The following is a 13891-nucleotide window of genomic DNA, read 5'->3' as shown; positions in this document are numbered from 1 at the left end:
TTGAATGAAATATGAAGAAAACGCTTGTAACATTGTTTGCATTTCTTTTGGTGCTCAGTTCCCTTACCGTGGCTTTTGCCGATAAGGGCGACAATGGCAAAGGGAAAGATAAGGGAAATTCAAATGAATTTAAACTTGGTGTCGAGGTTTTGCTGGATGAACAAAAGGATTTGATCCAAGGTAAACGTGTCGGTTTGATCACAAATCCGACAGGTGTCGATCAAAACTTGAACAGTATTGTCGACCTGCTCTACAATGATCCTGACGTTGAATTAACCGCATTATACGGCCCAGAACATGGTGTCCGCGGCGATGCGCAGGCTGGTTCCTATGTCGAGTACTATATTGATGAAGCAACAGGCTTGCCTGTTTACAGTCTATACGGACAAACGAGAAAGCCAACACCAGAAATGCTAGAAAATATCGATGTACTTCTGTTTGATATCCAGGATGTAGGAACGCGTTTCTACACATACATCTACACGATGGCCTACGCGATGGAGGCAGCTCAGGAAAACGATATTCCGTTTATTGTTCTTGATCGGCCGAACCCATTGGGCGGTCAGAAAGTTGAAGGACCAGTGCTTGACCCTGACTATGCATCCTTTGTAGGGAATTATCCTATCCCGCTGCGTCATGGCATGACTGTTGGCGAATTAGCAACATTATTTAATGAAGAATTTGAAATCGGCGCTGATTTGACTGTAGTCCAAATGAATGGCTGGAAACGCAATATGTATTACCATGACACGCCATTGCAATTTGTCCTGCCGTCACCAAATATGCCAACATTTGAGACAGCGTTGGTCTATCCAGGCGCTGCTTTAATTGAAGGTACAAACGTTTCAGAAGGACGCGGAACGACTAAACCGTTTGAATTGATCGGCGCTCCGTTTGTCAATAGCACAGAATTCGCTGCAGCCTTAAATGATTTGAATCTGCCTGGCGTAACGTTCCGTGCAGCATCGTTTACACCGACATTTTCAAAGCATAGCGGCAAATTAAGCCATGGGGTTCAAATTCATGTTACAAACCAACAACCTTATGACCCGATTGTAACAGGGCTTCATATCGTAAAAACCCTTCATGATATGTATCCGAATGACTTTGAATTCAGAGCTAGAAACAATGCCGGCATTTCATTTTTCGATAACCTGATCGGAAATGGCTGGGTAATGGACGCAATTAAAAATGGAGAATCAATCAAATCAATCGAGAAACAATGGGAAGATGATCTGAAAGAGTTTGAACAGTTACGTCAAGCGTTTTTACTCTATTAAAATAGGAAAAGAGACAACCGATTGTGGGAATGGTTGTCTCTTTTCTAATTCGGTATTTTCTTATTTCAATGCATCCGTCAATACTGGAACAATTTGCTTCTTCCGTGACACGACGCCTTTTAATGTCGCTGTGTTATTTATTGGCGAGACATTAAATGCTGCGCATGCGCGGTTTGCTTCCTTGCCTAGTGCTAGGACGATGGAATCGTTGTTGATGATATCGGTTACGACAAATAAGAATAATCCAAGATCTTTCGCCGCGATTACCGCATCGATTGCCGCTTCCAACTCTGGTTGTTTTTCCATGACTTCTTCAATATCAACTGCATTCACTTGCGCAATTTCGATTTTCAAGCCGTCTTCCAATGTGAATTCCTTGGCGTCTAGCGAAATGAGATCTGCGATTGTTTTATCACTTAGGTCAGCGCCGGCTTTCAGCATTTCAAGACCGTATGCTTCCGCGTCAACCTCTGCGATTGCCGTTAATTCTTCCACTGCTAAACGATCTTCTTCTGTAAATGTAGGCGATTTAAACAATAGTGAATCTGATATTAATGCAGAAAGCATAAGTCCTGCGATATTTTTAGGCACTTCCACGCCGTTTTCTTTAAATAATTTATTCAAAATCGTAGCTGTGCAACCTACTGGTTCAGCGCGGTAATAGAGCGGATCACTCGTTTCAAAGTTTGCAATGCGGTGGTGATCGACAACTTCAATGACTTGAACTTCGTCAAGATCGTCCACGCTTTGTTGTTTTTCATTATGATCAACTAATATTACTTTTGACGCTTCGGGGGCCGCTTGTTTGATTAAACGCGGTGCTTCAAAGCCAAAATGCTCGAGTGCATAAGCCGTCTCGCCTGTAACCTCGCCAAGGCGAACCGCTTCTGCATTCATGCCCAATTGTTTTTTAAGGTATGCATAAGTAATCGCTGAAGTGATTGAATCCGTATCCGGGTTTTTATGTCCAAAAACTAACACTTTTTCCATGAAGTAATTCCTCCTGATTATCTATCGTCACATATATATTATCACAATGAGGTATCCTGTAGAGTGATATTTTTACCTACAGATATATTCTGCACTCTTTCATTGAAAAGAATCGCTCTAAGTCCATCATTATTTTCCACGAAGTCTGCCAATGTGTAACTATCTAGCACTTTAAAATAAGCAGCGAGCGCTTCATGCAACACACCTTTTAATCTGCAAGCGGGCGTAATCACGCATTTATTCAACTCGCAATTAAAACACTCGACAAGATGAAAATCATCCTCAGTTTTTCGTACAACCTCACCGATATTTATATCGCTCGGTTCCATATTTAATCGAATGCCCCCACCGCGACCACGCACAGTTTCAATTAAACCATGCTTGCCCAATTCGTGGGCGACTTTCGTTAGATGATTTTTTGAAATTCCATAAGCATCTGATATTTCTTGAACAGTTGATAACTCATCTTTACCTTTAATGCCTATATATAAAAGAACACGCAGGGAAAAATCCGTGTACATCGTTAAACGCATCTTTTGTTTCACCGCTCTTTCCTACCCCATTATACCTTTTGTGTCAGTCACGTGAAAGAAATGTGACCAAAATAGCAACCAATTCTAAAGTTATATATTTTATATAGCTTTTAATTTTTGTCTGCGTTATTCTTAATTTATTAACTAAAACTAAAAGGACGTGTTAATATGCTATCACAAGAAACGATTAACATTATTAAATCTACTGTTCCCGTGCTGGAACAACATGGAAAAGCGATAACAACTGTCTTTTATAAAAATATGTTCGAAGCCCACCCGGAGCTTTTAAATGTATTCAATCACGTTAATCAATCACAAGGACGTCAACAAACGGCTTTAGCCAATGCGGTTTATGCAGCTGCAGCAAATATCGACAATCTCGGTGCCATTTTACCAGCGGTTGTTCAAATTGCGCACAAGCATAAATCACTCGGGATTACAGAAGATCAGTATCCGATAGTTGGCCATCACCTATTGGGCGCGATAAAAGAAGTTCTCGGAGATGCCGCTACACCTGAAATTATCGAGGCATGGGGAGAAGCATACGGCGTAATTGCAGATGCCTTTATCGGAATCGAAAAAGAAATGTATGACGAAGCAGAACAACTTGACGGCGGTTGGAGAACATTTAAGGACTTCACGATTGTCAATAAGGTCGTTGAAAGCGAAGTCATTACTTCATTTTACTTAGAAGCAGCGGACGGCAAAAAACTTCCTGCTTACAAACCGGGTCAATACCTGACTGTTCGGGTTAATATCCCGGGCGAAAATAATACATTTAATCGTCAATATAGCCTTTCCCAAGCATCAACTGGCGATGTTTACCGAATTTCAGTTAAACGTGAAGATGAAATTGAGCCATACGGGAAAGTATCTGTTTTCCTTCATAACCATGTAAACATTGGAGATACAATCGAAGTTAGCGTACCAGCCGGCGATTTTTATCTAGATACTGAGAATACGGCACCTGTCACGCTCATAAGCGGCGGTGTTGGCATTACCCCAATGATGAGCATGTTTGAAACAATTGCGAAAGATTCGCCGGAACGTCCTGTCGCGTTTCTTCATTCGGCACGAACACGAAAACACCAAGCATTCCATGAGCGCTTAGTCGAATTAAATGCATCTATGCCGGATTCAGCGTACGATGCTCTTTATTCAGAAGAAGGAGATGGCTTCATCACGCGTGAATTCCTAGCTGAACATGTGCTTGAAGGCAGCGATATTTATGTGTGCGGACCGGTTCCATTCATGCAAGCTGTCATTAGCAGTTTACATGACCTTGGAATTCCGGAAGAGAAAGTCCAATTCGAATTCTTCGGTCCAGCTGTACAATTAGAACTCGTAAATGCTTAAGAACAAAAGCGCAAGGCGCCCGTCTAGCCCCGACAGGCATAAGCAATCGAGCGACGTGGCGCTCTTTGCCAGGGAAGAATGCAGTTCAATTCTTCTTTATAGCTCGATTGCTTATGACCCGAGGGGCTGGCGCCTGGAGCTAGACGTGAAATCTCAAAAGCCGTTCCTCATCATTGAAGAACGGCTTTTTTTTGTTCGATTTTTGCAATATAGTCAATGGATATTTTGTTGAAGATTTCAGGCTGATCAATATTGCATACATGCCCGCTGTTTTTAATCTTGATAAATTCAAATGCGTCGCTTTTCCGAATCGCTTCTTCAATCGGCGGGATGAATAAGTAATCTTCGTCTCCCATGAGGAAAAGTGTCGGAATGTCTGTTGTTGAAGTCTGAAGACGGGTTAAATAAGGATTGATGAGCTTCGTTAGAGAGAACCATTTAATGAATTCTTTCTGATACATTTTTTTCGCTTCATTGACAAAAGCTAGACGGGATTCTTCATGTTGCTTTCGCGGCATGATAATATAGGCGAATAATTTATAGAGGAACATATAAGGCACGAAGCGCTTTGTAGCACGGCCAATCCATAACAGTAGTTTCGTTCGAATATCAAAACGGATAATCGCGCCGCCGAGGATAAGTGACTTTACACGTTCGGGATAATTATCTGCCATCGTTTGGGCAACAATCGTGCCGAGCGACATGCCGATAACATGCGTTTTTTCTACATTCAATTCATCTAAAACATCGATGACTTCTCTTGAAATATCTAAAAAAGTGTCGCCTTTTTTCCAGCGACCACCTTCCGATTTTCCATGTCCGCGCAAATCGATAAGAAGGACGTTATGTTCTTTTCTAAATTCACGAATTTGTTTAAACCAAGTCGAAGAGCTCCCGCCTGCCCCGTGCACAAAAGTAACCCACGGCGCATCTTGGCCAACTTCGTAAGTTCGATAATGAAGCATAATTCCCCCCCTAGACTATTGATATTCTTTATAAATTAATTTGATTAAAGTTTAGTAGTTAATTTCAGTTGACACTTCTACAATTTATCATATCTAAGGGGTTTATTCAAACTGAAAGAAGGCCAGTTTCCTGACCTTCTACTGGTAATTATTATTTTTTGAAATTGTTATTTTTCTAGTAATTTTAGCGACTCACGGTTGAACGCGGGCAAATCATCGGGGGTTCGGCTTGTTACGAGTTGGTTTTGGCAAACGACGACTTCTTGATCTAAATAGTGGGCGCCCGCGTATTCCATATCGACTTTAATGGATTTGTATCCTGTTGCATGTCTTCCTTCGAGCGATTTGGCCGAAATTAATAACTGAGGACCGTGGCAAATTGCGAATACGGGTTTTTTATCATCCATGAACGCCTTTGTAAATTCTACAAAGCGATCATCTGCACGCAAAATATCTGGTGAAAATCCGCCAGGTAAAAGTAATGCATCGAAATCTTCAGGTTTCACATCATCGATGCCGTGATCTACTTTGAGCGACTCACCTTTTTTCCCAGTAATCTCCACGCCTGATTCCTTTTCAATTGTTACGACTTCATGACCAGCGTCTTTAAATGCTTGTTTCGGCACTGTGAACTCCGAGTCTTCGAATTCATTTGTGATTAATGTTGCGATTTTAGCCATGTAATTGAGACACTCCTTTGTTCGTTATACTACTTGTTTACCCTATTTTTATATAAGAAAACTTAGCGGTATTTCGAAACAAATGGATTATCTTTTTCATGAAAACGCCAAGGGTAATGGACCGCTTCCCCAGAATTCCCGATCCCGACTCTCGGCCCGGCAACGATTTCCTCGACCTTCTTCCCTTCGGCAATGAAAAGCGGTTCGTGTGACCAATGGTGGCCGTAATAGTCCATGGAGATGTTCATGGCTTTTGTCAATTTACCCGGACCATTCGTCCAATCGATCTCTCTCATATGTTCACCGCGATTTTTCCTCATTACTTCATGACCGAGAACCGGTTCAACAGCGCGGATAAGAATTGCGTGCGGCGTGCCGACTGGACCGGCAACGACATTGATAAGTGTATGGGTATGCATTTGGTAGGTATAGACGAGTCCCGGACTGCCAAACATGATTTCCGTTCTTTTTGTTCTTCGATTGTTAAAACTGTGGGCAGCTTGATCTTCCGGCCCTTGGTAAGCTTCAGTTTCAACTATTCTTCCTACCAACAGGCCTGAAGGTTGTTCGTGGACGATATATTGTCCTAATAATTGCTTTGCAAGTTCTAATCCGGGTGACTCGAAAAATGATTTATCGACTGGTTTATACATATATAATCGCCCCCTTCCATTTGCTATTATTCCCTTCAATTTGTTTTACTAACACGGTATAATTAAGAAAAAAGAAATGCGGGTGGGGTCTTCGTGGAACGACTGCAAAAGGATATTATACAATTTACCAAGGCGCGCAACTGGGACGGGAATCATGATGCACGAAATCTCGCCATATCCATCTCACTCGAAGCCAGCGAGCTACTTGAACATTTTCAATGGCAATCAGCAGAAGATGCGCTTGCTACTAACAAGCAGGAAATTGCTGAAGAAGCGGCAGACGTCTTTATTTATTTGTTGCAGTTTGCAGATTTACTTGGGATTGATTTGAAAGAGGAAGCTCGGAAAAAGATTGAGAAGAATGAAGCGCGGTTTCCTGTTTAATTATTGGAAAAGTCGTCTAGGGTAGGCGACTTTTTTTGTTGCGTTGTAATTTGCTTGCACTAAAATGATTTTGCTTGCAAGTTGGGATTTTATGCCTACACAGATTCCGATACACGCTGAAACGGAAGTCTACAATACAAATAAAAACAAGTACTCGAATAACAAACTCTTCCAAGTACTCGCTTTTTAGAAAACACTGATACCTATTCCTCAATCAAACCTTTTTCAATCAGAAAATCCCTCGCCACATCTTCTGGCTTCTTTTTATCCAAATCCACACGGGAATTCATTTTCAACATATCTTCTTCTGTGATTTTCCCTGCTAAGCTGTTAAGTACTTTTTCTAGCTCCGGGAACTTTTCCAGCGTGTCTTGACGAACGACTGGTGCTGCGTCGTATTTCGGGAAAAACCCTAAGTCATCTTCTGTCGTTGCCAAGTCGAAAAGTTGAATTCTGCTATCCGTTGTAAACGCTGGAATCACATCGACATCGCCGTTCTTCACCGCTTCATACATCACATTTGGATCTAAACTCTTGGCATCTGCAAACTTAAATGGGTACGCATTGACAAAATCATCATACCCGTCACCTTTACGCTCGTAAAAAGCGTGTGGCGCGCCGAATACCATATCTTCTTTTGACGACTTCTCAGCTAGCTCTGAATATGTGGCTGAATCGTAGGATTTTTCTTTTGTGTAGGCTAATGTATATCCATTTTCAAATCCGAGCGGCTCCAACCATGTAACAGCGAACTTGTCTTCGTAACCCTTTTTCACACGATCAAATACGCTTTCGGAACTCTCGCCAGCCTCCGACTCTTCCTTTAATACATCTTTAAGGCCTGACCCCGTATACTCGACGTATAAATCGATCTCGCCTTTTTCAATGGCAGGCGTCAGTATCCCTATTTCACCTAGACCATCTTCATATCTCACCTTGTAATCCGTTTCAGATTCAATATAGAGACCTAATATATGAGGCAAGATATATTGTTCTGTCCACGGCTTTCCACCGATCACTATCTCATCTTTCGAACCACAAGCGCTAAGCAAAAGTGCTAGTGAAAGGACGATAACTCCCATAATTTTCTTCACATGAATTCCCCCATCCTATTGATTGTTGATACCTTTAGGTGTTACTCTCTTCTCCACCCATTTCAAGACTAAATCGAACATGATTGCAAGTAGCGCTACAGGCAGCGCACCTGCAAGAACTAAAGCGTTGTTATACGATTGAAGTCCTCTGTAAATGACATCCCCTAATCCGCCTGCTCCCACAAATGTTGCGAGCGTTGCGATGCCGACCGTCAAAACGGTAGCTGTTCGAATCCCAGCCATAATGACCGGCAATGCGATCGGCAGTTCAATCTTTTTCAATATTTGATTCGGGGTCATCCCCATTCCACGACCGGCTTCGATAATCGATTCATCTGCGCTAGTCAAACCGGCATATGTATTGCGAACAATTGGTAATAAAGCGTAAATAACGAGTGCAATAAGTGCTGTTTTTGATCCTATTCCGATTAGCGGCACTAAAAATCCGAATAAAGCTAAACTCGGTATGGTTTGTAAAACTGCGGTCACGCCGATAATCGGCTCCGCAAAACGGTGATACCTGGCAACCAGGATTCCAGCGGGAAGCGCGATTAGAATTCCGATAGCGAGCGCTACAAAAGATAAATAGATATGTTGAAAAAATGCTTCCGTTATTAAATCTGAACGGCTGCTAATCGTCTCAAGGAAATTACTCATACCGAAAGCTCCCCTTCCCGGTCTTTCATGGCCGCCTTCAAAAGAGTGTGATGTCCGAGATATCCTATAATAAGGTCATTGCGCTTAACAGCAATTCGTTTATTTGAATTATCGGCAAGTAAATCAATTGCTTCTTGGACCGTTATCATCGAGCTGGCTTCCGCGTAATCGCCTACCCAGGTTTCATCCAATAGCTCGTCGAATTCCTCGAGTGTTCTCTGTGCAAAATCCCGTCTACGCGCAATTCGATCTTGACCGATGAAATCACGTACAAAATCCGTTGCTTGATGTTCGATTAATTCATCAGGCGTTGCCATTTGTTCAATTTGACCTTCACGCATAATGATGATTTCATCAGCGATTTCTAACGCTTCATCCATATCATGCGTGACAAACACAATCGTTTTCTTTATTTTCTTTTGGAGTTTACGTAACTCCACTTGAAGTTGCTCGCGGCTAATCGGGTCCAGCGCGGAAAAAGGCTCGTCCATCAAAATAATATTGGGATCGCTTGCTAATGCCCGACTTACCCCGACTCTCTGTTGTTGACCTCCAGATAATTCAAACGGGTAGCGACTTCTATATGTTTTCGAATCCAAATCGACCAATTCAAGCAATTCATCAACTCTAGCCGTAATCCGACTCTCATCCCATCCCAACATTTCGGGGACTATCGCAATATTTTCTTCAATTGTCATATGAGGAATCAAGCCGATCCGTTGAATTACATAGCCGATCGAACGCCGGAGTTCGACTTCATCTCTTTCGGAAACAGCCTGTTCATCGATGAATATCTCGCCCGATGTCGGAAGTTCTAGTCTATTGATCATCCGCATGAGCGTCGTTTTCCCACAACCGCTCGGACCTATAATCGCGGTTAATTTATGAGTCGGGATTGTTACTGTAACCCCGTTTAAAGCTTTCGTTCCATCTGGAAACACTTTTGTTACGTTGTCAAATCGAATCACGTCTTCACTCCTATAGTACTATCTTCAGGATAGTCCCTGTCCTTGTGCAAATTCGCGGTACAAATCATGTGTTGCAATGAGCTCCTCATGTTTTCCTATGCCAGTAACCTTTCCTTTTTCCAGAAAGATTAACTGATCCGCATGAATGACCGTCGCCAATCTATGTGCGATAATGAGCGTTGTTCGCCCTTCCATGAGACGAACGAGCGCCTCTTGAACATGAGTTTCTGAACCACTGTCTAAATTCGACGTGGCTTCATCGAGAAGTAATATTTCAGGGTTGTAAAGTAACGCTCTAGCAATCGCGATGCGCTGGCGCTGCCCACCCGATAATTTCATTCCGCGTTCGCCGACAAGCGTTTCGAACTGTTCAGGCATCTCTTCGATGAAATTGACTGCATTCGCCGCTTCTGCAGCACGCCTCACTTCTTCAGTCGTCGGTCTTAAATCAAGTCCATATGCGATATTATCCATGATTGAACCACTAAGTAAAGGGCTTTCCTGCGAAACATACCCAATTTTACCGCGCCACTCGGACAGAGCGATCGTATGAATCGATTTACCTCCTATTGAAACTTCCCCACTTGTCGGCGTATAAAACCTCTCCAACAATGAAAATACCGTCGTCTTGCCTCCTCCGCTCGGCCCTACCAAAGCGGTTACCGTTCCGGGATTGGCCTCAAAAGAGATTCCGCTAAGAATTTCCTTTCCAGGTTCATAAGAAAAATGGACATCTTCAAATTTAATGATTCCTTCAGGAACAACTTGACTCCCCGTCGAAACTTCACTTTGCATTTCAATAATATATTGAATGCGTTCCGTAGCCCCAACCGCTTTTTGGAATGAAGTGAAAAACGATGCCATCTGCGCGAACGGCACGATAATCTGAAACATGAAAAAGATAATGGCAACGAGCGTGCCAGCCGATAAAATTCCTCGTGATACCTGAGAGCCGCCGTATCCTAATATAACGACTAGAATACTCATCATCGTTAACGTCATGATGGGGGATATGACAGCTTGTATTTTTGCTTCTTTCAAACCAAATCCAAATAATGAGCGAATTGCTTTTTGGCCTTGCTCCGCTTCCGTCTTCTCCGCACGGGATGCCTTTACAAGTCTTATATCGCCGAGAACACGACCTAAATGACCTGAAAACCTTGCCATTTCTGCTTGTGTAGCCTTCGCAACTTTATGCATTATGCGACCGAGCGGAATGATAATAGCCATGCTGATCGGAATACTGATCAGCATAATCAATGTCATTTGCCAGGATAGAAAAAACAATATAATAATCGATCCAACAATCGATATGACGCCAGATACAAAGGTCACGAGATGATTCGTCACTAATTCCTTCAGCGTTGTCGTGTCTTGTGTAATCCGGCTCATCGTTTCGCCGGTTTCATTCGCATCATAATACGAAACCGGTAGACGGAGCACTTTATTCCACAACTTCCCGCGCAGATCCGCGACAACCGTTTCTCCTATATATGTCAATAGATAATGAGAAACGCCGCCGGTCAGTGCTTGCACGATAAAAATCACAAACAAAAAAGCAGCCGTTTTCCAATTAAATAATGCATCAGCCAACGTATCTACAAGCGTTTTCGTGATAAGCGGAATGACTAGCCCCGCAATCGTCGTCATCAATGAAAGAATGAGTGCGACGACGGTAACGCCAATTGGCCATTTCAGCTTTTTTAATAAAGCGAAAAAGTCCTTTGTCGAGGATTTTTTATTATCTTTAATTTGTTCTACCATTCATGACTCTTCCCCTTTGGAGTGCGATTCTCTATGTGTTTGAAATGTTACTGAGTATGCGTCCGATTTCCAACCAGTCTGCATCTAGTGATGGTCGATGTGAAGGACGATAAAATATGGATGCCGGATGAAAAGTCGGGACGATTGTATATGTTTCACTCGTCCAATTAAATTTTGTATCGTCTAGTTCCTTTAAATACTGTATTGGTCTCTCTAACAGTTGTCCATGCAATTCGGTGACTTTCGTATCTTTTCCTAATAAACGTTGCAACCCGACATTGCCTAGCGTGACAATTAACTTCGGTTTAACCGTCAATAATTCATAATCGAGTACAGGCGCGTGTGCCAAAATTTCTTTTTGCGTGGGCGGCCGGTTATATTTCCGCTCCGTTAACGTGCCATCACGCTCTCTTTTCGTTCCCCATCTATACGGTCGACTCCGCACAGCACTGGTAATGTAAACATCTTCCCTCGATAAACCAATCGTAGCTAGCGATTTCATCAATTCTTTGCCGGCACGGCCAATAAACGGGATTCCGTCCACGAGTTCGAACTCGCCGGGTGCTTCGCCGATCAGCATCAGTTCGGGATTTCTCGGACCTTCACCGTAAATAAACCCTTCTACCGGGAACCCTTTGATGCGGTCTTTTCCAAGTTGTGCAATCGATTCTGGTATGCGGAACATTGAAACACCCCTTTCCTTTGTTTTACTGTAACAAAAATAACCTCTCCACTAAAGGAAAGGCTCTAGACTTCTTAGATTATGAACGGATTTAGCGCATTTTCTACACTGTTGGAAAAGTTCTTACCTGCGCCCCAGTCAAAACGCATCACGAGGCCTTCAGACGTACCCGCAGCCACTGCGCGCACATTGGTCTCGCCATCGAAATTATCGATGGTCACCGTAAGCGATGCCCGATTATTCGTGCGCATATAAAATTTCTCTAGAATAATAACAATTACTATTTTATCATCTACAGTTCTTTCATATTGATCGACAAGTGTACCACTCACACTTCTCCCGAGAACCCAATCTTTAATCGTTTCCATCGCTTCAGTCGGCGTTAAGTTAACGAGGAAATTTCTTACAGCCATTGTTAATTCCTCCCCCAGCTTTTATTCATTATACGTATTGATTCGGGGAGAAGTTTCATTATAACGGGGGTACAGTGCGTTTATTCTCGTTACGGGTGGCGTTGTTCTCGGTGCGCTTCCAGTTATGCTCGTTGCTACTCGGTTTATTCTCGTTGCTCATAGATTTATTCTCGCACCGAGATTTTCAGTTTTTTCGCCGAGGATTTGGAGCATGAAAAAAGTGCTTGAACAATTAATCGTTCAAGCACCAAGTGTGTTTTATTCCAACTCCAATTGCTTCGTCTCTGTTCCTAGGAAAACAACCGCCAGGACGCCGATGATGATGGCTCCGCAGAAAATCCCGAAGATCAGGCCGAAACCGTATCCCGCCGCCAATAATGAACCTACGAGGAGCGGGCCGAAAATACCGCCGATTCGACCGACTGCTGCGGCCATTCCTGAACCTGTCGCGCGAATAGATGTCGGATATTGTTCTGGTGAATACGCATATAATGCACCCCATGCTCCTAAGTTAAAGAATGATAACAGCGCACCTGAAACGAGTAACAAGCCAAGTGTTTCCGCATTTCCAAATATGTAAGCACTTGTAGCTGTTCCAAGAAGATACGTTGCCAATACAAATTTTCGCCCGACTCTTTCGATTAACCAAGCCGCTGTAAAATAACCCGGCAACTGCGCGAGCGTCATCAAAAGTACATAGCCAAAACTTTTAATCATACTGAAACCTTTCATCACCATCACACTCGGCAACCAAAGGAACATTCCGTAATACGAGAACACAACCATGAACCAAACAATCCATAGCATCACCGTGCGCTTCGCATATTTTTTCGACAAGAGCAGCTTCATCTTCGCACCGGCAGATTGCTTCGGTTTCCCGTCTTCCACATACTTCGGTGAGTCCGGTAAGTTTCTTCGAAGATAAATCGCATAAAATGCTGGTAGTGCAGTAATTATCAAGGCGACTCTCCAACCAAACGAGGGAATAACGAAATAAGCGATCAGCGCAGCGAGCAACCATCCTGCCGCCCAAAAACTTTCAAGTAACACAACAACTCGTCCACGTTCTTTCGCATCTACACTCTCAGATACAAGCGTCGATGCCACTGGCAGTTCCCCGCCTAGGCCGGCCCCAACAAAGAAACGTAAAATTAAAAAAGCAGTAAGCGTCATCGTTAATGCTGACAAACCGCTCGCGACCGAGAACAAGACAAGTGTTATCATAAATACATTCTTTCGACCGATTCGATCCGCTAACAATCCAAATCCGAATGCGCCTACTGCCATTCCGATTGAGTTCACGCTACCGATCCAACCCATTTCAACCGATGATAAATTCCATTCGAGCGCAACTGCTGCGATAACGAATGATAAAATTCCAACGTCCATCGCGTCGAACATCCAACCTGTTCCAGCCAGTCCAAGCAAGCGATTCCGTGATATTTCTTTTTTCTTCTGCTTCAAAATTCTCT

At 43.0% G+C, this 13891-nt stretch carries 15 protein-coding genes; 3 read left to right on the top strand and 12 right to left on the bottom strand.

Annotation, left to right across the window (positions count from 1 at the left end; all coding sequences use genetic code 11):
• Positions 1-11: 11 nt before the first annotated feature.
• Complete coding sequence (locus G8782_RS09400) at positions 12-1280, top strand: exo-beta-N-acetylmuramidase NamZ family protein (RefSeq protein WP_172370673.1); 1269 nt, start codon at positions 12-14, stop codon at positions 1278-1280.
• A gap of 60 nt (positions 1281-1340) precedes the next feature.
• Here G8782_RS09400 and G8782_RS09395 read toward each other — a convergent pair whose 3' ends face one another.
• Positions 1341-2270 carry a manganese-dependent inorganic pyrophosphatase gene (locus G8782_RS09395; protein WP_172370672.1) on the bottom strand — a complete coding sequence of 310 codons (930 nt, stop codon included), beginning with the start codon at positions 2268-2270 and terminating at the stop codon, positions 1341-1343.
• Positions 2271-2311: 41 nt separating this feature from the next.
• The gene (locus G8782_RS09390) at positions 2312-2803 is read right to left on the bottom strand and encodes an Rrf2 family transcriptional regulator (RefSeq protein WP_172370769.1); all 492 of its coding nucleotides are present in this window, start codon (positions 2801-2803) and stop codon (positions 2312-2314) included.
• Between the two features lie 168 nt (positions 2804-2971).
• Here G8782_RS09390 and hmpA point away from each other — a divergent pair, with 168 nt between their 5' ends.
• Complete coding sequence (gene hmpA, locus G8782_RS09385; protein ID WP_172370671.1) at positions 2972-4159, top strand: NO-inducible flavohemoprotein; 1188 nt, start codon at positions 2972-2974, stop codon at positions 4157-4159.
• Between the two features lie 170 nt (positions 4160-4329).
• Here hmpA and G8782_RS09380 read toward each other — a convergent pair whose 3' ends face one another.
• The 3 genes from G8782_RS09380 to G8782_RS09370 all read right to left on the bottom strand — a co-directional run bounded on the left by G8782_RS09380 (position 4330) and on the right by G8782_RS09370 (position 6457).
• Positions 4330-5124 (bottom strand): alpha/beta fold hydrolase, encoded by a 795-nt coding sequence (locus G8782_RS09380; RefSeq protein WP_172370670.1) that lies wholly within the window; start codon positions 5122-5124, stop codon positions 4330-4332.
• Positions 5125-5291: 167 nt separating this feature from the next.
• Positions 5292-5804 (bottom strand): type 1 glutamine amidotransferase domain-containing protein, encoded by a 513-nt coding sequence (locus tag G8782_RS09375; RefSeq protein WP_172370669.1) that lies wholly within the window; start codon positions 5802-5804, stop codon positions 5292-5294.
• A gap of 62 nt (positions 5805-5866) precedes the next feature.
• Positions 5867-6457 (bottom strand): DNA-3-methyladenine glycosylase, encoded by a 591-nt coding sequence (locus tag G8782_RS09370; RefSeq protein WP_172370668.1) that lies wholly within the window; start codon positions 6455-6457, stop codon positions 5867-5869.
• Positions 6458-6550: 93 nt separating this feature from the next.
• Between G8782_RS09370 and G8782_RS09365 the strand changes: the two genes are divergently transcribed.
• Entirely contained in the window at positions 6551-6841 is a 291-nt protein-coding gene (locus G8782_RS09365; protein ID WP_172370667.1) for a nucleotide pyrophosphohydrolase, read from the top strand.
• 203 nt (positions 6842-7044) lie between these two features.
• On the opposite strand, the gene G8782_RS09360 is transcribed toward G8782_RS09365, so the two are convergent.
• The 7 genes from G8782_RS09360 to G8782_RS09330 form a co-directional block, all read right to left on the bottom strand.
• Positions 7045-7935 (bottom strand): glycine betaine ABC transporter substrate-binding protein, encoded by an 891-nt coding sequence (locus G8782_RS09360; protein WP_172370666.1) that lies wholly within the window; start codon positions 7933-7935, stop codon positions 7045-7047.
• A gap of 15 nt (positions 7936-7950) precedes the next feature.
• On the bottom strand, positions 7951-8592 hold the full coding sequence (locus tag G8782_RS09355) for an ABC transporter permease (RefSeq protein WP_172370665.1): 642 nt from the start codon (positions 8590-8592) through the stop codon (positions 7951-7953).
• A complete protein-coding gene (locus tag G8782_RS09350) occupies positions 8589-9560 on the bottom strand; it encodes an ATP-binding cassette domain-containing protein (RefSeq protein ID WP_172370664.1) in 972 nt (323 codons plus the stop codon). The genes G8782_RS09355 and G8782_RS09350 overlap by 4 nt, the downstream gene beginning before the upstream one ends.
• A gap of 24 nt (positions 9561-9584) precedes the next feature.
• Positions 9585-11324 (bottom strand): ABC transporter ATP-binding protein, encoded by a 1740-nt coding sequence (locus G8782_RS09345; RefSeq protein ID WP_172370663.1) that lies wholly within the window; start codon positions 11322-11324, stop codon positions 9585-9587.
• Positions 11325-11355: 31 nt separating this feature from the next.
• On the bottom strand, positions 11356-12009 hold the full coding sequence (locus G8782_RS09340) for a uracil-DNA glycosylase (RefSeq protein WP_172370662.1): 654 nt from the start codon (positions 12007-12009) through the stop codon (positions 11356-11358).
• A gap of 71 nt (positions 12010-12080) precedes the next feature.
• On the bottom strand, positions 12081-12419 hold the full coding sequence (locus G8782_RS09335; RefSeq protein ID WP_172370661.1) for a DUF6054 family protein: 339 nt from the start codon (positions 12417-12419) through the stop codon (positions 12081-12083).
• Between the two features lie 258 nt (positions 12420-12677).
• Positions 12678-13820 carry an MFS transporter gene (locus tag G8782_RS09330; RefSeq protein ID WP_172370768.1) on the bottom strand — a complete coding sequence of 381 codons (1143 nt, stop codon included), beginning with the start codon at positions 13818-13820 and terminating at the stop codon, positions 12678-12680.
• Positions 13821-13891: the final 71 nt, after the last annotated feature.

The organism is Sporosarcina jiandibaonis (assembly GCF_013184495.1).
Taxonomy (GTDB): domain Bacteria; phylum Bacillota; class Bacilli; order Bacillales_A; family Planococcaceae; genus Sporosarcina; species Sporosarcina jiandibaonis.
Note: the sequence above shows the minus strand (reverse complement) of the source record. Positions and strands in the feature narration are given on the sequence as shown.